The organism is Streptomyces glaucus (genome assembly GCF_039533365.1).
Taxonomy (GTDB): Bacteria; Actinomycetota; Actinomycetes; order Streptomycetales; family Streptomycetaceae; genus Streptomyces; species Streptomyces glaucus.
In genome coordinates this window covers 1-18,530 of sequence record NZ_BAAATK010000013.1, presented here as the reverse complement: position 1 = coordinate 18,530, position 18,530 = coordinate 1, and the positions used below count along the sequence as shown (strand labels likewise).

Sequence of the window (18,530 nt, the reverse complement as noted above, 5' to 3'; positions counted from 1 at the left end):
AGGGGGACACGGCTCTCCGGTCCCGCAGGACGGGTCAGTAGGACGAGCCGGACGCGCCCAGGGAACCCGTCGGGTGCCAGACCGTCTTCGTCTCCAGGAAGGCCGTCATGCGGTCGATGCCCGGAGTGCGCGACCAGTCGTCCACAGGCTGTGGACGCAGGACCCGCTTGAGGTTGTCCGCCGCCGCGATCTCCAGTTCCCTCGCCAGCGCCTCGTCGGCGCCGGCCAGATCGATCGCGTTGACGTCCTGGTGCGCGGCGAGGGGGGCGGCGATCTCCGCCGTGCGGCCCGAGAGGATGTTGACGACGCCGCCCGGCAGGTCGGAGGTGGCGAGCACCTCGCCCAGCGACAGCGCGGGCAGCGGGGAGCGCTCGCTCGCCACCACGACCGCCGTGTTGCCGGTGGCGATCACCGGGGCGACCACCGAGACCAGGCCGAGGAACGACGACTCCTGCGGCGCCAGGACCGCGACCACGCCCGTCGGCTCCGGCGTGGAGAGGTTGAGGAACGGGCCCGCGACCGGGTTGCCGCCGCCGACCACCTGGGCGATCTTGTCGGTCCAGCCCGCGTACCAGACCCAGCGGTCGATCGTCGCGTCCACCTGGCGGGCGGCCTCCGGCTGCGGCAGGCCCTCCGCGTCCGCGACCTCGCGCACGAACTGGTCCCTGCGGCCCTCCAGCATCTCCGCGACGCGGTAGAGGACCTGGCCCCGGTTGTAGGCCGTCGCGCCGGACCAGGCGCCGAACGCCTTGCGGGCCGCGACCACCGCGTCCCGGGCGTCCTTGCGGGAGGACTGCGGCGCGTTGGCCAGCCACTCGCCCTTGGAGTCCGTCACCTCGTACACCCGGCCGCTCTCGGAACGCGGGAACTTCCCGCCCACGTACAGCTTGTAGGTCTTGAACACACTGAGACGGTCAGACATCGAGGTACGCCTCCAGGCCGTGGCGGCCGCCCTCGCGGCCGAAGCCCGACTCCTTGTAGCCGCCGAACGGCGAGGTCGGGTCGAACTTGTTGAACGTGTTGGACCAGACGACGCCCGCGCGGAGCCTGTTCGCCACGGCCAGGATGCGGGAGCCCTTCTCCGTCCAGACGCCCGCCGACAGGCCGTACGGGGTGTTGTTGGCCTTGGCGACGGCCTCGTCCGGGGTGCGGAAGGTCAGCACCGACAGCACCGGGCCGAAGATCTCCTCGCGGGCGACGGTGTGCGCCTGGGTGACGTTGGTGAGGAGCGTCGGGGCGAACCAGTAACCGGAGCCGGGCAGTTCGCAGGCCGGGGACCAGCGCTCGGCGCCCTCGGCCTCGCCCCGCTCGACGAGCGAGGTGATGCGCGCCAGCTGCTCGGCGGAGTTGATCGCGCCGATGTCGGTGTTCTTGTCCAGCGGGTCGCCGAGGCGGAGCGTGGCGAGCCGGCGCTTGAGAGCGTCGAGGAACTCGTCGTGGACCGACTCCTGGACCAGCAGCCGGCTGCCCGCGCAGCAGACCTGGCCCTGGTTGAAGAAGATGCCGCCTACGACGCCCTCGACGGCCTGGTCGATCGGCGCGTCGTCGAAGACGATGTTGGCGCCCTTGCCGCCCAGTTCGAGGGTGAGCTTCTTGCGGGTGCCGGCGACGGTCCGCGCGATCTCCTTGCCGACGGCCGTGGAGCCGGTGAAGGCGACCTTGTCCACGTCCGGGTGGGCGACCAGCGCGGCGCCCGCGTCGCCGTAGCCGGGCAGGATGTTGACGACGCCCTTCGGCAGGCCCGCCTGGCGGCAGACGTCCGCGAAGAACAGGGCGGACAGCGGGGTCGTCTCGGCGGGCTTCAGCACCACCGTGTTGCCGGTCGCGAGCGCCGGGGCGACCTTCCACGCCAGCATCAGCAGGGGGAAGTTCCAGGGGATGACCTGACCCGCGACGCCCAGGGGCCGCGGGTCCGGACCGAAGCCCGCGTGGCCGAGCTTGTCGGCCCAGCCCGCGTAGTAGAAGAAGTGCGCCGCCACCAGGGGCAGGTCGGTGTCCCGCGTCTCCCTGATGGGCTTGCCGTTGTCGAGGGTCTCGAGAACGGCCAGCTCGCGGCTGCGCTCCTGGATGATGCGGGCGATGCGGAACAGGTACTTCGCGCGCTCGGAGCCGGGCAGCGCCGACCACGTCCCGAACGCCTTGCGGGCGGCCCGCACCGCGCGGTCGACGTCCGCCTCGCCCGCCCGGGCGACCTCGGACAGCACCTCCTCGGTGCTGGGGCTGACGCTCTTGAAGACCCTGCCGTCGGCCGCCTCCGCGAACTCGCCGTCGATGAACAGGCCGTAGGACGGGGCGATGTCGACGACCGAGCGGGACTCGGGTGCCGGGGCGTACGCGAACGCGGGGGACCGCTTCGCCGCGGGGGCCGCGGTTCCCGTGGTGGTTCCCGTGGTGTTTTCCGTGGTCATGGTGATCAGTCCACCGTCACGTAGTCGGGGCCGGAGTAGCGGCCGGTGGCCAGCTTCTGGCGCTGCATCAGCAGGTCGTTCAGGAGCGAGGAGGCGCCGAAGCGGAACCAGCGGTTGTCCAGCCAGTCCTCGCCCGCGGTCTCGTTGACCAGGACCAGGAACTTGATCGCGTCCTTGCTGGTGCGGATGCCGCCGGCCGGCTTCACGCCGACCTGGACGCCGGTCCGGGCGCGGAAGTCCCGGACCGCCTCCAGCATGAGGAGGGTGTTCGCGGGGGTCGCGTTGACGGCGACCTTGCCGGTGGAGGTCTTGATGAAGTCCGCCCCGGCCAGCATGGCGAGCCAGCTCGCGCGGCGGATGTTGTCGTACGTCGACAGCTCGCCCGTCTCGAAGATGACCTTCAGGCGGGCGCTCGTCCCGCAGGCCTCCTTCACGGCGGCGATCTCGTCGTACACCTTCATGTACCGGCCCGCGAGGAACGCCCCGCGGTCGATGACCATGTCGATCTCGTCGGCGCCCGCCGCCACGGCCTCGCGCACGTCGGCCAGCTTGACGGCGATCGGGGCGCGGCCCGCCGGGAAGGCGGTGGCGACCGAGGCGACCTTCACGGACGAACCGGCGACGGCCTCCTTGGCGACGGCCACCAGGTCGGGGTAGACGCAGACCGCGGCCGTGGCGGGGGTCGTGCGGTCCGTCGGGTCGGGGCGGACCGCCTTCGCGCCGAGCGCCCGGACCTTGCCCGGGGTGTCCGCGCCTTCCAGCGTCGTCAGGTCGACCATCGAGATGGCGAGGTCGATGGCGTACGCCTTCGCGGTGGTCTTGACGGAGCGGGTGCCGAGGGAGGCGGCGCGCGCCTCCAGGCCGACCGCGTCGACGCCGGGCAGCCCGTGCAGGAAGCGGCGCAGCGTGTCGTCGGACGCGGTGACGTCCGTGAGTGCGTGAGCGCGTCGGGCGCCTCCCGCCGGTTCGGCGGCGGGGGAGGGTGCAGTGGTGGGCATGGTCACCAGACGAGCATATCTACGCGCGTAGCGGCTGTACAGCCCCCGGAGACCGGGCGGAGAGCGGGGCGGTGGGCGGGATCGCGGTGCGGCGCCCGCGAGGACGTCGGGCACAATCGGCTGCATGACGAGCCCGGAGCACCAGTCACCAGCGCCGCAGCCATCGGAACCCGAGTCCGCCGGGTACCGGGAGCAGGTCCACCGGTCGTCCGGGGGGATCGCCGGCGGTGTCCTGCTGCTCGCCGTCATCGGCTGGCTCGGCATCGACGCGGTGGCCACGGGGGAGGGCCGCACGCCGTGGCTGGCGCTCGCCGCGCTGCTGTTCCTGGTGCCGCTGGTCGTCGCCTTCACCCTGCGGCCCGCCGTCCTGGTGAGCGAGGACCGGCTGCGGGTCCGCAACCCCTTCCGGATGATCGTGCTGCCGTGGGGGCAGATCGCCGCGCTGCGCTCCGGCTACTCCCACGAGGTCGTCACCCGGTCCGGTGCGAAGTACCAGCTGTGGGCCCTTCCCGTCTCGCTGCGCGCCCGGAAGAAGGCGGCGCGGCGGGCGGCGCGGGCGGCGGCGGAGGGGGCGCCGGAGACGACCGGCCGGAGCGGTCCGGGACGCGGCGGCCTCCTGCACCGGGGAGGCGCCGGGGACGGACCCGTGCGGGCGGAGACCGACAAGATCATGGACGACCTGCGCGCGCTGCTGGAGGACCGGGGGGAGGCGCGGACGGCGCAGGGCGAGGTGACCGTGCGCTGGGCATACGAGGTGGCGGCCCCGGCCGCGGCCGGGGCCGTGCTGCTGGCCGTGCTGCTGGCGGTGGGGTGAGGAACCGGGGGGCGCCCGCCGGGCGGGGCGCCCCCGGGCCGGATCAGATGCCGGCCGCCGCCGACAGGTCCCGCTTGAGGGCCGCCAGCAGGTCCGCCGCCCGCGCGCGGGCCGCCGGCAGGTCCGCGCGGGCGGCGACCGGGACGACCACCTCCAGGTAGCACTTCAGCTTCGGCTCCGTGCCGCTCGGGCGGACGATCACGCGGGCGCCGTCGAGGGTGTAGCGCAGGCCGTCGGTGGGCGGAAGGGCGTCCGTGCCCCGCGTGAGGTCCTCGGCGCGGGTGACGGGCAGGCCGCCGAGGCGGGCCGGGGGCCGCTCCCGCAGGCGGCGCATCGCGGCCGCGATGACGGAGAGGTCCTGGACGCGGACCGAGAGCTGGTCCGTGGCGTGCAGGCCGTGCTCGACGGCCAGGTCGTCGAGGAGGTCGAGGAGGGTGCGGCCCCGCTCCTTGAGCACGGAGGCGAGTTCGGTGACGAGGAGGGCCGCGGTGATGCCGTCCTTGTCGCGCACGCCGTCCGGGTCGACGCAGTAGCCGAGGGCCTCCTCGTAGCCGTAGCGCAGGCCCTCGGCGCGGGCGATCCACTTGAAGCCGGTGAGGGTCTCCGTGTGGCGCAGTCCCGCCTTCCCGGCGATGCGGCCGAGCAGGGAGGAGGAGACGATCGACTCGGCGAACGTGCCCCGGGCGCCGCGGTCGACCAGGTGGGCGGCGAGGAGGGCGCCCACCTCGTCGCCGCGGAGCATGCGCCAGTCCCCGCCGTCCCTGACGGCGACGGCGCAGCGGTCGGCGTCCGGGTCGTTCGCGATGACCAGGTCCGGGTCCGTCTCGCGGGCCCGGGCGTAGGCGAGGTCCAGCGCGCCGGGCTCCTCCGGGTTGGGGAAGGCGACGGTGGGGAAGTCCGGGTCGGGGTCGGCCTGCTCGGCGACGAGGACCGGCTCCGGGAAGCCGGCGCGGGCGAAGGCGGCGAGGAGGACGTCCCGGCCGACGCCGTGCATCGCCGTGTAGACCGTGCGGGCGGTGCGCGGGGAGCCGGGGGCGAGGACGGCGTCGGTGCGGGCCAGGTAGGCGTCCAGCACGCTGTCGTCGAGGACCTCCCAGCCGGTGGTGGGGCGGGGGACGTCGGCGAGGGCGGCGATCGCGTCGATCTCGGCGGCGATCCCGGTGTCGGCGGGCGGGACGATCTGGGAGCCGTCGCCCAGGTAGACCTTGTAGCCGTTGTCGCGGGGCGGGTTGTGGCTGGCGGTGACCTCCACGCCGGCGACCGCGCCGAGGTGCCGGACGGCGAAGGCGAGGACGGGGGTGGGCAGGGGGCGGGGGAGCAGGGCCGCCCTCAGGCCGGCGCCGGTCATCACCGCCGCGGTGTCCCGGGCGAAGTCGGCCGACTTGTGGCGGGCGTCGTAGCCGATGACGACGAGGCCGCCGGCGTGGCCCCGCTTCGTCAGGTACGCGGCGAGACCGGCGGCGGCGCGGATGACCACCGCGCGGTTCATGCGCAGGGGACCGGCGCCCAGTTCGCCGCGGAGGCCCGCGGTGCCGAACTGGAGGGTGCCGCTGAAGCGTGCGGCGAGTTCGGTGACGTCCCCGGCGTCGATGAGCCGGGCGAGTTCCGCGCGGGTGTCCGCGTCGGGGTCCTCGGCCAGCCACGCCTTGGCCCGTGCGAGGAGGTCGTCGTGCACGTCGGGTCAGCCTCTCGTTGTCGTTCGTACGGGGTCGTTCGTACGGGGCGGGTCCCCCGTGGGGACGGGTGTGCGGGGTGCGGGCGCCCGCGGCGGCCCGGCGGGCGCGGTGGGACGCCCGCGGCGGCCTGTGCGGCTCGGCGGAGATCGCTGCGGCACCTGCGGTGGAGCGGGCGGACACCCCCGGCACGGTCCCTTCCCGCCGTCGGCGGCCGCGGGTGCGGGGGAGGGGATCCCCGCCTCGCGGGTGCGGGCGGCCGAGGGCTCGTGGAGGCCGGTCCCCGGCCTTCCGGTCGTGGCGACCGCGGGTGCGCGGGGGTGGCCCCCCGCCTTCCGCCGCGGGTGCGCGGCCCCGGCCCGTGCCCTCCCGCCACGGGCGGCCGCGGGTGCGGGGCCGGTCCCGGTCCTTGGGCCGTGGGCGGCCGAGCGGAGGCCGCCGGTCCCGCGGGCCGTCCGCCGGGCCGTGGGGGCTCGCTCCGTCCGGGGGCCCTACAGCCGGCCCAGCACCTGGGCCAGCAGCGAGCCCATCCGGGCGGCGGAGTCGCGGCCCGCCTGGAGCACCTCCTCGTGGTTCAGGGGCTCGCCCGTCATGCCGGCGGCGAGGTTGGTGACCAGGGAGATGCCGAGGACCTCGGCGCCGGCCTCGCGGGCGGCGATCGCCTCCAGGACCGTCGACATGCCCACCAGGTCCGCGCCTATGGCGCGGGCCATGCGGATCTCGGCCGGCGTCTCGTAGTGCGGGCCGGGGAACTGGGCGTAGACGCCCTCCTCCAGGGTGGGGTCGACCTCCTTGCACAGGGCGCGCAGGCGGGGGGAGTAGAGGTCGGTGAGGTCGACGAAGTTGGCGCCGACGATCGGGGAGGTGGCCGTGAGGTTGATGTGATCGCTGATCAGGACCGGCTGGCCGGGGCGCATGCCCGCGCGCAGGCCGCCGCAGCCGTTGGTCAGGATCACGGTCTTGCCGCCGGCGGCGACGGCCGTGCGGACGCCGTGGGCGACGGCGGCCACCCCGTGGCCCTCGTAGTAGTGCGTGCGGCCCAGGAAGACGAGGGCGCGCCTGTCACCGATGCGGTACGAACGGACCTTGCCGCCGTGGCCCGCGACCGCGGGCTCGGGGAAACCGGGCAGCTCGGTGACCTGGAGCTCGGCCTCGGGGGTGCCGAGGGCGTCCACGGCCGGAGCCCAGCCGGAGCCCATCACCAGGGCGACGTCGTGGGTCTCGGCGCCCGTGAGCTCGCGCAGGCGCGCGGCGGCGGCGTCGGCGGCGGCGTAGGGGTCGCCCTGGATGTCGTCCGGAAGAAGAGATGCGTTCACGCCGATGAGGGTAGCCGGTCTCTGCCTACGCGCGTAGATGGCGGAGCTCACGGGACGGCGATCGTTGTCCGGTCGTTTCCGGCGAGGGCGCCGGCGGGTGTCAGCAGGGGCGCTTGCGCAGTTCCAGCACGTAGTCGTGCGGGGCGCCGGCCGATTCGGCGGCGTCGGCGATCTCGCCCAGGTGGCGGGCCGACGGCAGGCCGCCCTCGTAGGCGTTGAGGACGTACGCCCAGGCCTGCTCCTCGCCGTCGAGGGTGTGCGCGCGGACCCGGGTGCGGCGGTAGACGTCGAGGCCCACGCCCACCCAGTGGTCCAGCTGGTCCTCGTCCATCGGGGCGATGTCGTACAGGGCCACGAAGACCTGGGACACCGGGTCCTCGACGATCGTGGGGAGCGCGCCCTCCCAGCCCATGTGCTCGCCGCCGAAGGTCAGTCGCCACCCGTTCAGCCAGCCGGTGGCGCGCAGCGGCGAGTGCGGGGCGCGACGGGACATCAGCCGCGCGTCGAGGTTGCCGGCGTACGCGGCGTAGAGCGACATGGGGAGAGGGTACGGCAGGCGCCGCCGCGTCACTTCCGGTGACGGAGGAGCCGCGGCCGGGCCCCCGGGGCGGCCGTACGCCGAAGGTGCGGGACAATGGGGTACGTGACTCGGATCGTGATCATCGGTGGCGGACCCGGCGGATACGAAGCGGCGCTGGTCGCCGCGCAGCTCGGTGCGGAGGTGACCGTCGTCGACCGCGACGGTCTGGGCGGTGCGTCGGTGCTGACCGACTGCGTGCCGTCGAAGACCCTGATCGCCACGGCCGAGGTGATGACCACCTTCGACTCCTCGCATCAGGAACTGGGCATCATCGTCGCCGACGACACCCCGCCCATGGAGCAGGCCGCCCGGGTGGTGGGGGTCGATCTCGGAAAGGTCAACCGGCGGGTCAAGCGGCTGGCGCTGGCGCAGTCGCACGACATCACCGCCGCCGTCACGCGCGCCGGCGCGCGGGTCGTGCGCGGGCGCGGCCGGCTGGAGGGCACGCAGGCCCTCGACGGGTCGCGGAAGGTCGTCGTCACCGCCGCCGACGGCAGCGAGGATACGCTCACCGCGGACGCCGTGCTCATCGCGACCGGCGGTCATCCGCGGGAGCTGCCCGACGCCCGGCCCGACGGCGAGCGGATCCTGAACTGGACCCAGGTCTACGACCTGACCGAGCTCCCGGAGGAGCTGATCGTGGTCGGGTCGGGCGTGACCGGCGCCGAGTTCGCCGGCGCCTACCAGGCGCTCGGGTCGAAGGTGACGCTCGTGTCGTCCCGGGACCGGGTGCTGCCGGGCGAGGACCCGGACGCGGCCGCCGTCCTGGAGGACGTGTTCCGGCGGCGCGGCATGAACGTCATGGCGCGCTCGCGCGCCCAGTCCGCCAAGCGGGCCGGGGACCGGGTGGAGGTGACGCTCGCCGACGGGCGGGTGATCACCGGGTCGCACTGTCTGATGGCCGTCGGCGCCGTGCCCAACACCGAGGGCATGGGCCTGGAGGAGGCCGGGGTCAGGCTGCGCGAGTCCGGGCACGTCTGGACCGACAAGGTGTCGCGCACGACCGCCCCGGGCGTGTACGCCGCCGGCGACGTGACCGGTGTGTTCGCCCTGGCGTCCGTGGCCGCCATGCAGGGCCGGATCGCCATGTACCACTTCCTCGGCGACGCGGTGGCCCCGCTGAACCTGAAGACCGTCTCGTCGAACGTCTTCACGGACCCGGAGATCGCGACCGTCGGCTACACCCAGGCCGACGTCGACGCCGGCAAGATCGACGCCCGGGTCGTGAAGCTCCCGCTGCTGCGCAACCCGCGCGCCAAGATGCAGGGCATCCGGGACGGCTTCGTGAAGATCTTCTGCCGCCCGGGCACCGGGATCGTGGTGGGCGGTGTGGTCGTGGCGCCGCGCGCCTCGGAACTGATCCACCCCATCTCGATCGCCGTCGACAACAATCTGACGGTCGAACAGATCGCGAACGCCTTCACCGTGTACCCCTCCCTGTCGGGCTCGATCGCCGAGGTGGCCCGGCAGCTCCACACCCGCAAGGCGGCGGACGAGGTCTGACGGCCGGAGGCGGATCCCCGCTGGTCACGGCGTTTTGCCGGGCATCCGTGCGGGACGGATGCCCGAGCCGGGCCTCTATACCACCGCGCGCCCTGCCGTGCGAACAACTTCTGTTATTCGGCGCAAACCGCTGAAAGCAGACGGTCGTTGGCGTTACTGTCAGTTTCGTGTTCGCTGCAGAACGTCGCCAATTGATCCTCGAAATGGTGCGAGCGAACGGGGCCGTGTCGCTCCGTGAGCTCGCCCGCGTCGTCCAGACCTCCGAAGTGACCGTACGGCGGGACGTGCGCGCACTGGAGGCAGAAGGACTCCTCGACCGCCGGCACGGCGGTGCGGTACTGCCGGGTGGCTTCACGCGAGAGTCCGGCTTTCCGCAGAAGTCCCATCTCGCGACCGCCGAGAAGACGGCCATCGCCGACCTCGCCGCGGGCCTCGTCGAAGAGGGCGAGGCCATCGTGGTCGGCGCGGGTACGACCACGCAGGAGCTGGCCCGCCGGCTCGCCCGCGTGCCCGGGCTGACCGTCGTCACCAACTCCCTGCTGGTGGCCCAGGCGCTGGCCCACGCCAACCGCGTGGAGGTCGTGATGACCGGCGGCACGCTCAGGGGGTCCAACTACGCCCTGGTCGGATCCGGAGCCGAGCAGTCCCTGCAGGGGCTGCGGGTGGCGAAGGCCTTCCTGTCCGGCAGCGGGCTGACCGCCGAGCGCGGGCTGTCCACGTCCAACATGCTGTCGGCCTCCGTCGACCGGGCCCTGGTGCAGGCCGCCGCCGAGGTCGTCGTCCTCGCCGACCACACCAAGCTCGGCACGGACACCATGTTCCAGACCGTGCCGACGGACCTGATCACGCGGCTGGTGACCGACGAGCCGCCCGCCCACGACGACCGCGCCGCCACCGAGCTCCAGGCCCTCGCCGACCAGGGGGTCCAGATCGCCGTGGCCGGCACCCAGGGGGGCCCGGCGGGTTCGGGAGGTGATGCCGCCCCGGCGCGCCGGCAGCGCCGGGACGTGCCGCTGCCCGGTCCGCGCCGCCAGGGCCCCGGCACGGGAGCCGGGCTGCGGACGAGCGCGATGCTGGGGGAGCAGACACCGGGTACGGAACGCGGCCGGGTCGCGGACCTGCGGCGCCGCTGAGGCACCGGGCGGGAGCGGAGGCGGGGGCGGCTCCACGGCCGGGCGCCGGGCCCGTGACCGGCGCGGCCGGGACGACGGGCGCCCGGCGGACCGCCGATGCGGTCCGCCGGGTGCCCGGACGGGTTCCGTGCGGCTCAGTCCTTGATCTCGCAGATGGGTGCGCCGGAGGTGAGGGAGGCGCCGATCTCGGCGGTCAGGCCCTTGACGGTGCCGGACTTGTGGGCGTTGAGGGGCTGTTCCATCTTCATGGCCTCCAGGACGACGACCAGGTCGCCTTCCTTGACCTCCTGGCCCTCTTCGACGGCGACCTTGACGATGGTGCCCTGCATGGGGGAGGTGAGGGTGTCGCCGGAAGCGGCGGGGCCGGATTTGCGGGCGGCGCGGCGCTTGGGCCGGGCGCCGGCGGCCAGGCCGGTGCGGGCCAGGGACATGCCCAGCGAGGCGGGCAGGGAGACCTCCAGGCGCTTGCCGCCGACCTCGACCACGACCGTCTCGCGGCTGGCCTCCTCGTCGGTGTCGGCGGGGCCGGCGGGGGCGGTGAAGGGCGGGATGTCGTTGGTGAACTCGGTCTCGATCCAGCGGGTGTGGACGGTGAAGGGCCCGTCGGAGCCGTGCAGTTCGGGGGCGAAGGCGGGGTCGGTGACCACCTTGCGGTGGAAGGGCAGGGCGGTGGCCATGCCCTCCACGCGGAACTCCGCCAGCGCGCGGGCGGCGCGCTGCAGGGCCTGCTCGCGGGTGGCGCCGGTGACGATCAGCTTGGCCAGCAGCGAGTCCCAGGCCGGGCCGATCACGGAGCCGGACTCCACGCCGGCGTCCAGGCGCACGCCGGGGCCGGAGGGCGGCTCGAAGACGGTGACGGTGCCGGGGGCGGGCAGGAAGTTGCGGCCCGGGTCCTCGCCGTTGATGCGGAACTCGAAGGAGTGCCCGCGCAGCACCGGGTCGTCGTAGCCCAGTTCCTCGCCGTCGGCGATGCGGAACATCTCCCGCACCAGGTCGATGCCGGCGACCTCCTCGGTGACCGGGTGCTCGACCTGCAGGCGGGTGTTGACCTCCAGGAAGGAGATGGTGCCGTCGGTGCCGACCAGGAACTCCACCGTGCCGGCGCCGACGTAGCCGGCCTCCTTCAGGATCGCCTTGGAGGCCCGGTACAGCTCCGCGCGCTGCTCCTCGGTCAGGAACGGTGCGGGGGCCTCCTCGACCAGCTTCTGGTGGCGGCGCTGCAGCGAGCAGTCCCGGGTGGAGACCACCACCACGTTGCCGTGGGTGTCGGCCAGGCACTGCGTCTCCACGTGCCGGGGCCGGTCCAGGTAGCGCTCGACGAAGCACTCCCCGCGGCCGAAGGCGGCCACCGCCTCGCGCACCGCCGAGTCGTACAGCTCGGGAACCTCCTCCAGCGTGCGCGCCACCTTCAGGCCGCGGCCGCCGCCGCCGAACGCGGCCTTGATCGCGATGGGCAGCCCGTGCTCCTCGGCGAAGGCCACCACCTCCTCCGCGCCCGACACCGGGTCGGGGGTGCCGGCCACCAGCGGGGCGCCGGCCCGCTGGGCGATGTGCCGGGCGGCGACCTTGTCGCCCAGGTCCCGGATGGCCTGCGGCGGCGGGCCGATCCAGATCAGCCCCGCGTCCAGCACCGCCTGCGCGAAATCGGCGTTCTCCGACAGGAAGCCGTAACCGGGATGGACCGCGTCCGCGCCCGACTCGCGCGCCGCCCGCAGCACCTTGTCGATGTCCAGGTAGCTGGCCGCCGGAGTGTCACCCCCCAGGGCGAACGCCTCGTCCGCGGCCCGCACATGCACCGCGTCCCGGTCCGGGTCGGCGTAGACGGCCACGCTCGCGATCCCGGCATCCCGGCACGCCCGGGCCACGCGGACAGCGATTTCGCCACGGTTGGCGATCAGCACCTTGCGCACGATTGAGGCTCCCTCCTTGAAACAAGCCGAGTTTAGGGACTGCCGACACGCCGCTTCGACCCGTCCCCAGTGGTGAGCTTGCCCACACGGAGCGTGATACGAGGCTCGCTCGACCCGCGAAATCCCTTGTCGCACCGCGAAACGCAGAACTCCTCCGGGAAACCCTAGCCGCCTCCTGTGGTCAAGGTCTCTGTCATCACATGCTGCGGGCCACTCGGTTTCTTTGTGGAGTCCCTACGAACGGCCCCATGATTCTTTGCCCTCCGCAGGACTCTTGTCCCTCGGTTTACCCGTTAGTAGCGTCCACGATGACCCGAACGCACTAGGGGGAACAGCAGACTTTCACGGAAACGGCCGGGAGGGGTGGGGCCCATGGTGCGCGGACCGGTGGCGTGGATCGTGGCGGTCGTCCTCTTCGGCGAGGCGTTCGGAATCGCGGCCCTGACCTGGTTCCTGGGGGACGTCGTCGACCGGCAGGACATGTCCCTGGCCGGCCTGGACCCGCATCCGACGGCGGTGGCGTCGAAGGCCGGCGGCGTGGTCTTCGGCCTCTGCCTCGCCCTGTGCGGCCTGGCGGCCCTGCTGGTCGCCCTGCGGGACCGGCCCCCGGCCGGCCTCGGCCGCGTCCTGCTGACCGGCGCGGCCGTGGTGCACGGCCTGCTCGGCGCCCTCGCCTGGGGGCTGGTGGGCCGGTCGGCGTTCCTGCTGATGGTGCTGGTGCTCGCGCTGATCGTGTGGCTGCTGGTGGCCTGCGACCGCCCGGCCGGGCCGGAGGGGCCGGCCGGCGCCGCGCCCGGCGGCGCCGGCTCCCCGGTCAGCTCTCCGCAGGCGCCCACAGCTGGGTGATGCCCACGCCCAGTTCGCCGAGCAGCCGCCGGAACAGCGGCAGGCTGAGGCCGATGACGTTGCCGTGGTCGCCGTCGATGCCGTCGATGAACGGGGCCGAACGGCCGTCGAGGGTGAAGGCGCCGGCGACGTGGAGGGGCTCGCCCGAGGCGACGTAGGCGGCGATCTCCTCGTCGGTGGGCTCGCCGAAGCGGACGACGGTGGAGGCGGTCGCGGAGGCGTACCGGCCGGTCGCGGTGTCGTACACGCAGTGGCCCGTCTGGAGGGTTCCGGCGCGTCCGCGCATGGCCTTCCAGCGGGCCGTCGCCTCCTCGGCGTCGGCGGGCTTGCCGAGGGCCTGGCCGTCCAGGTCGAGCACGGAGTCGCAGCCGATCACGATCGCGCCCTTGACCTCGGGTTTCGCGGCCACGACGGAGGCCTTGGCCTCGGCCAGGGCGAGTGCCAGCTCGGCGGGGGTGGGGGCGGTGACGGCGTCCTCGTCGACGCCGCTCACGATCACCTCGGGATCCAGTCCGGCCTGGCGCAGCAGGCCGAGCCGGGCGGGGGACCGGGAGGCGAGGACGAGTCGGCGGCGCGGCTGATCTGTCATGCGATCAGCGTATCGGCGTCCCCCGTCCGCCTCATCTCACGCCGATCACGAGCATCGCCAGCACCATGGCCGTCGCCAGGAGAACGCTCAGCCGCCGCATCATGTCCTGCGTCCGGCGCAGTTCCTCGGGCGGTTCGTTCTCGGGGTCGGACCACAGCATGCCTTCCATCGTCCGGCGGCGCGCCGGCGCGGCGCCTGAGTACGCGTACTCAACTTCCGCCCGCCCCGCCGCGCCGGAACGGGCGACGCGGTCGCCGGCCCGCACCGCGCCCCGGCCGGCCCGGCGGACCCGGACCGGCCGCGTCCGCCCACGACTCCGGCGGCCGCCCGCACTCCGGCGAGGCCTGGGTACGCGGTGCGGCCGAAGCCGTGGCGGCGGTGCTCCGGGCCGCCTTACGCGCCCGGCCAGTACGTGCGCGCCCACGCCGCCGGTCCCGGCCGGGGCAGCCGGCGCGCGGCGATGCGGGACGGGTCGGACCAGGAGGCGCGGGGACCGGGCGCGCCGGGCGGCGCGGCGGTCTCCGCCGCGGCGCGGGCCCGGACCACCGCCAGGGCGGCGGCCAGCTCCTCCGGGGTCGGGTTGCCTCGTACGACCTTGATCGTCACAGCCACTCCTGCGGTCGGCGGTCAGAGGGGGATGTTGCCGTGCTTCTTCGGAGGCAGGGATTCCCGTTTGGTGCGCAGCTGACGCAGGCCGCGTACGACGTGGCGGCGGGTGTCCGACGGCATGATCACGGCATCGACGTAGCCGCGCTCGGCCGCGATGTAGGGGTTGAGCAGGGTGTCCTCGTACTCCTGCAGCAGCCGGGCCCGGGTCTCCTCGGCCTCGCCGGCCTCCTCCGCCTCGGCGAGGGTGCGGCGGTGCAGGATGTTGACCGCGCCCTGGGCGCCCATGACGGCGATCTGGGCGGTGGGCCAGGCCAGGTTGAGGTCGGCCCCCAGATGCTTGGAGCCCATGACGTCGTACGCCCCGCCGAAGGCCTTGCGGGTGATCACCGTGATCAGCGGGACCGTCGCCTCGGCGTAGGCGTAGATCAGCTTGGCGCCGCGGCGGATGATGCCGTCGTGCTCCTGGTCGACACCGGGCAGGAAGCCGGGGACGTCGACGAAGGTCAGCACCGGGATGTTGAAGGCGTCGCAGGTGCGCACGAAGCGGGCCGCCTTCTCGCTCGCCTTGATGTCCAGGCAGCCGGCGAACTGCATCGGCTGGTTGGCGACGACGCCCACCGGGTGGCCCTCGACCCGGCCGAAGCCGGTGAGGATGTTCGGCGCGTACAGCGGCTGCGTCTCGAAGAACTCGGCGTCGTCCAGGACGTGCTCGATCACCGTGTGCATGTCGTACGGCTGGTTCGCGCTGTCCGGGACGACCGTGTCCAGCTCGCGGTCCTCGTCGGTGACGGTGAGGTCCGCCTCCTCCGGGAACGCCGGGGGCTCGGAGAGGTTGTTGGACGGCAGATAGCTCAGCAGCTGCTTGACGTACTCGATGGCGTCCTTCTCGTCCCCGGCCATGTGGTGGGCCACGCCGGAGGCGGTGTTGTGGGTGCGGGCGCCGCCCAGTTCCTCGAAGCCGACGTCCTCGCCGGTGACCGTCTTGATGACGTCCGGGCCGGTGATGAACATGTGCGAGGTCTGATCGACCATCACGGTGAAGTCGGTGATCGCCGGGGAGTAGACCGCGCCGCCCGCGCAGGGCCCCACGATCAGGCTGATCTGCGGGATCACCCCGGAGGCGTGGGTGTTGCGGCGGAAGATCTCCCCGTACGCCCCGAGCGAGGCCACGCCCTCCTGGATGCGGGCGCCGCCGGAGTCGTTGATGCCGATGACCGGGCAGCCGGTCTTCAGCGCGAAGTCCATCACCTTGACGATCTTCTGGCCGTAGACCTCGCCCAGCGCCCCGCCGAAGACGGTGAAGTCCTGCGAGAAGACGGCCACCGGACGTCCGTCGACGGTGCCGTAGCCGGTGACGACGCCGTCCCCGTACGGGCGGTTGTTCTCCAGCCCGAAGTTGGTGGAGCGGTGCCGGGCGAACTCGTCCAGCTCGACGAAGGACCCCTCGTCCAGCAGCAGAGCGACGCGTTCACGGGCCGTCAGCTTGCCCTTGGCATGCTGTTTCTCGACCGCGCGGGCCGAGCCGGCGTGCGTCGCCTCGTGGACGCGACGCTTCAGGTCCGCGAGCTTTCCCGCGGTGGTGTGGATGTCAACCTCTTGACGCTCTTCCGGCTCGGACATCGGGATGTGGCTCCCTGCCTGCTCAAAAGGGGGGACGGTTACTCATCCGCAGCGTAGTGCGGTGCCCACCGGTCGGCAGTGCGGCGTTTACCACACCTAGGGTGGCTTGCATGACGCCGCGAGACGCATCAGACGACAGCCGCTGGTCCGACCTGGACCGTCCGCCGCTGAACGCCGCCGCCCTGCGCCGGGCACTGGTCCGGCCGGGCGGGCTCTGGTCGGACGTCGAGGTGGTGCAGCGCACCGGTTCCACCAACTCCGACCTCGTCGCCCGCGCCGAACAGGGCAAGGCGGCCGAGGGCGCGGTCCTGGTCGCCGAGGAGCAGTCCGCGGGCCGCGGGCGGCTGGACCGGCGGTGGACGGCCCCGGCCCGCTCCGGCCTGTTCTTCTCCGTGCTGCTCACCCCGGCCGAGGTGCCGGTGGCCCGCTGGGGCTGGCTGCCGCTGCTCACCGGGGTCGCGGTGGCGACCGGACTGTCCCGGGCGGCGGGCGTCGACACGGCGCTCAAATGGCCGAACGACCTGCTCGTCACCGTCGGCGGCGAGGAGCGCAAAGCCGGCGGGATCCTGGCCGAGCGGGCCGGGGAGCACGGGGTCGTCGTCGGTGTGGGCATCAACGTCACCCTCCGCGCGGACGAGCTGCCGGTCCCGCAGGCCGGGTCGCTGGCCCTGGCCGGCGCGGTGAGCACGGACCGCGATCCGCTGCTGCGGGCGGTGCTGCGCTCCCTGGCGGACTGGTACGGACGGTGGCGGGCCGCCGGCGGCGACCCCGCGGCCTGCGGGCTCCAGGAGACGTACGCGGCCGGGTGCGCGACCCTCGGGCGGCCGGTCCGGGCTCAGCTGCCGGGGAACCGGTCGATCAGCGGGGAGGCGGTCGCGGTGGACGGGGACGGGCGGCTGGTGCTGGCCACGGAGGACGGCGTGCAGGAGCCGGTGGGGGCGGGCGACATAGTCCACCTGCGCCCGGCGTGAGCCGCCCGGCCCCGGTGCGCGCCGACCTGCCCCGGCGCACACCGGGGCCGGGGGCCGTACGGGGCGGTCACCGCCTCGGGGGCGGGCGGCCGCCGCTCGCGGGAGTGAGCTACCGCACACCTGCCGTAAAGTTGAGGCCGGTCGATACCTGACCGTGGCAGATCGGAAGGGCAGCAGGCGTGACCGTCGACGACACGGGCCCCGGCGCGGACGCGGACCGGGTGGACCCGCAGCCCGCCGACTCCGGCGAGGACCCCCTCGCACTGCGCCTGGAACAGCTCATCCTGGGCGCGGAGCGCCGCTACACCCCCTTCCAGGCGGCCCGCAGCGCGGGCGTCTCCATGGAGCTGGCCTCCCGTTTCTGGCGGGCGATGGGCTTCGCCGACATCGGGCAGGCCAGGGCGCTCACGGAGGCCGACGTGCTCGCGCTGCGCCGGCTCGCCGGCCTGGTGGAGGCGGGGCTGCTGAGCGAGGCCATGGCCGTGCAGGTGGCACGGTCCACCGGGCAGACCACGGCCAGGCTCGCCGAGTGGCAGATCGACTCCTTCCTGGAAGGGCTGACCGAGCCGCCCGAGCCGGGCATGACCCGTACCGAGGTCACGTATCCCATCGTCGAACTGCTGCTGCCCGAGCTGGAGGAGTTCCTCGTCTACGTCTGGCGGCGGCAGCTCGCGGCCTCGGCCGGGCGGGTGGTGCAGGCCGCCGACGACGAGGAGATGGTCGACCGGCGCCTCGCGGTCGGCTTCGCCGACCTGGTGGGTTTCACCCGGTTGACGCGCCGGATGGAGGAGGAGGAACTCGGCGAGCTCGTCGAGGCCTTCGAGACCACCGCCGCCGACCTGATCGCCGCGCACGGCGGACGCCTGGTCAAGACCCTCGGCGACGAGGTCCTGTACGTCGCCGACGACGCGGGCACGGCCGCGGAGATCGCGCTCCGGCTCATCGAGACCATGGCGAACGACGAGACCATGCCGAAGCTGCGGGTCGGCATGGCCTTCGGCACGGTGACCACCCGCATGGGCGATGTCTTCGGCACGACCGTCAACCTGGCCTCCCGGCTCACCTCGATAGCGCCCCGGGACGCCGTCCTGGTCGACAGCGCCTTCGCGGAGGAGCTGATCCGCACCCGGGACGCCCCCGCCTCGGAGACGGAGGCGGCCGAGGAGGCGGCCGCCGCGGAGAAGGAGGGCGAGGAGCCGCCGGCGTACCGCTTCGGGCTGCAGCCGATGTGGCAGCGCCCGGTGCGCGGCCTGGGCGTCGTCGAGCCGTGGCTGCTCACGCGGCGGGGCGGCACGGGGTAGCGGCGCACGCCGCGGTGGCCGGCGTGCCGTGGCCGTCAGCCGCGCCCCAGCGGGGAGTCCACGCACAGGCCGATGATCGGTACGCACAGCGCCGGCCAGTCGGACCGGTCCGGCGGGCCGGGCGGGACCGGCTGCTCGGGCTTCGCGGACGGGGCGGCCGGCGCGTCCCGGCTCGGCGCCGCGGTGGGCGTCGGGCGCGGCGCGGGGCCCGACGGCCCCGGCGGACGGGACGCGGAGGGGGCCGGGACGGTCGCCGCCG

The 18,530-nt window shown here is 73.8% G+C and carries 17 protein-coding genes and 1 pseudogene; 7 read left to right on the top strand and 11 right to left on the bottom strand.

Annotated elements, in window-relative coordinates; genetic code table 11:
* Positions 1 to 34: 34 nt before the first annotated feature.
* The 3 genes from ABD363_RS12300 to deoC are packed head-to-tail and all read right to left on the bottom strand — an operon-like array spanning position 35 to position 3,406.
* A complete protein-coding gene (locus ABD363_RS12300) occupies positions 35 to 922 on the bottom strand; it encodes an aldehyde dehydrogenase family protein (protein ID WP_344602520.1) in 888 nt (295 codons plus the stop codon).
* A complete protein-coding gene (locus ABD363_RS12295; RefSeq protein WP_344602519.1) occupies positions 915 to 2,408 on the bottom strand; it encodes an aldehyde dehydrogenase family protein in 1,494 nt (497 codons plus the stop codon). Before ABD363_RS12295 ends, ABD363_RS12300 begins: the two co-directional genes overlap by 8 nt.
* Before the next feature lie 5 nt (positions 2,409 to 2,413).
* Positions 2,414 to 3,406 (bottom strand): deoxyribose-phosphate aldolase, encoded by a 993-nt coding sequence (gene deoC, locus ABD363_RS12290; protein ID WP_344602738.1) that lies wholly within the window; start codon positions 3,404 to 3,406, stop codon positions 2,414 to 2,416.
* Positions 3,407 to 3,530: 124 nt separating this feature from the next.
* On the opposite strand from deoC, the gene ABD363_RS12285 reads away from it, so the two are divergent.
* Positions 3,531 to 4,220 (top strand): PH domain-containing protein, encoded by a 690-nt coding sequence (locus ABD363_RS12285; RefSeq protein WP_344602517.1) that lies wholly within the window; start codon positions 3,531 to 3,533, stop codon positions 4,218 to 4,220.
* A gap of 43 nt (positions 4,221 to 4,263) precedes the next feature.
* Here the strand turns inward: ABD363_RS12285 and ABD363_RS12280 are convergent, their stop codons facing one another.
* The 3 genes from ABD363_RS12280 to ABD363_RS12270 form a co-directional block, all read right to left on the bottom strand.
* Positions 4,264 to 5,895 carry a phospho-sugar mutase gene (locus ABD363_RS12280; RefSeq protein ID WP_344602515.1) on the bottom strand — a complete coding sequence of 544 codons (1,632 nt, stop codon included), beginning with the start codon at positions 5,893 to 5,895 and terminating at the stop codon, positions 4,264 to 4,266.
* A 489-nt stretch (positions 5,896 to 6,384) separates the two neighbouring features.
* A complete protein-coding gene (locus ABD363_RS12275) occupies positions 6,385 to 7,209 on the bottom strand; it encodes a purine-nucleoside phosphorylase (RefSeq protein ID WP_344602513.1) in 825 nt (274 codons plus the stop codon).
* A gap of 100 nt (positions 7,210 to 7,309) precedes the next feature.
* Positions 7,310 to 7,747 (bottom strand): gamma-glutamylcyclotransferase family protein, encoded by a 438-nt coding sequence (locus ABD363_RS12270; RefSeq protein ID WP_344602511.1) that lies wholly within the window; start codon positions 7,745 to 7,747, stop codon positions 7,310 to 7,312.
* Positions 7,748 to 7,843: 96 nt separating this feature from the next.
* Between ABD363_RS12270 and ABD363_RS12265 the strand changes: the two genes are divergently transcribed.
* Both ABD363_RS12265 and ABD363_RS12260 read left to right on the top strand, forming a co-directional pair.
* On the top strand, positions 7,844 to 9,292 hold the full coding sequence (locus ABD363_RS12265; RefSeq protein ID WP_344602509.1) for an NAD(P)H-quinone dehydrogenase: 1,449 nt from the start codon (positions 7,844 to 7,846) through the stop codon (positions 9,290 to 9,292).
* Between the two features lie 167 nt (positions 9,293 to 9,459).
* Positions 9,460 to 10,425, top strand: coding sequence for a DeoR/GlpR family DNA-binding transcription regulator (locus tag ABD363_RS12260; RefSeq protein ID WP_486388791.1), 966 nt, complete (start codon positions 9,460 to 9,462; stop codon positions 10,423 to 10,425).
* 134 nt (positions 10,426 to 10,559) lie between these two features.
* Here the strand turns inward: ABD363_RS12260 and ABD363_RS12255 are convergent, their stop codons facing one another.
* Complete coding sequence (locus ABD363_RS12255; RefSeq protein WP_344602507.1) at positions 10,560 to 12,335, bottom strand: acetyl/propionyl/methylcrotonyl-CoA carboxylase subunit alpha; 1,776 nt, start codon at positions 12,333 to 12,335, stop codon at positions 10,560 to 10,562.
* Between the two features lie 372 nt (positions 12,336 to 12,707).
* On the opposite strand from ABD363_RS12255, the gene ABD363_RS12250 reads away from it, so the two are divergent.
* Positions 12,708 to 13,181, top strand: a complete 474-nt coding sequence (locus ABD363_RS12250) for a hypothetical protein (RefSeq protein ID WP_344602504.1) — start codon at positions 12,708 to 12,710, stop codon at positions 13,179 to 13,181.
* On the opposite strand, the gene ABD363_RS12245 is transcribed toward ABD363_RS12250, so the two are convergent.
* The 4 genes from ABD363_RS12245 to ABD363_RS12230 form a co-directional block, all read right to left on the bottom strand.
* A complete protein-coding gene (locus tag ABD363_RS12245; RefSeq protein WP_344602502.1) occupies positions 13,150 to 13,770 on the bottom strand; it encodes a Maf family protein in 621 nt (206 codons plus the stop codon). The genes ABD363_RS12250 and ABD363_RS12245 overlap by 32 nt on opposite strands.
* A 31-nt stretch (positions 13,771 to 13,801) precedes the next feature.
* Entirely contained in the window at positions 13,802 to 13,930 is a 129-nt protein-coding gene (gene mmpB, locus ABD363_RS12240; protein WP_344602500.1) for a morphogenic membrane protein MmpB, read from the bottom strand.
* Between the two features lie 233 nt (positions 13,931 to 14,163).
* A complete protein-coding gene (locus tag ABD363_RS12235; protein WP_344602498.1) occupies positions 14,164 to 14,376 on the bottom strand; it encodes an acyl-CoA carboxylase epsilon subunit in 213 nt (70 codons plus the stop codon).
* Positions 14,377 to 14,397: 21 nt separating this feature from the next.
* Positions 14,398 to 15,999 (bottom strand): acyl-CoA carboxylase subunit beta, encoded by a 1,602-nt coding sequence (locus tag ABD363_RS12230; RefSeq protein ID WP_344602496.1) that lies wholly within the window; start codon positions 15,997 to 15,999, stop codon positions 14,398 to 14,400.
* A 110-nt stretch (positions 16,000 to 16,109) separates the two neighbouring features.
* On the opposite strand from ABD363_RS12230, the gene ABD363_RS12225 reads away from it, so the two are divergent.
* From ABD363_RS12225 to ABD363_RS12215, 3 genes and pseudogenes are all read left to right on the top strand, one after another.
* A complete protein-coding gene (locus ABD363_RS12225; protein ID WP_344602494.1) occupies positions 16,110 to 16,970 on the top strand; it encodes a biotin--[acetyl-CoA-carboxylase] ligase in 861 nt (286 codons plus the stop codon).
* 179 nt (positions 16,971 to 17,149) lie between these two features.
* Positions 17,150 to 18,271, top strand: a complete 1,122-nt coding sequence (locus ABD363_RS12220; protein ID WP_344602492.1) for an adenylate/guanylate cyclase domain-containing protein — start codon at positions 17,150 to 17,152, stop codon at positions 18,269 to 18,271.
* 72 nt (positions 18,272 to 18,343) lie between these two features.
* Positions 18,344 to 18,530: pseudogene (locus tag ABD363_RS12215) on the top strand (hypothetical protein); the annotation flags it as partial.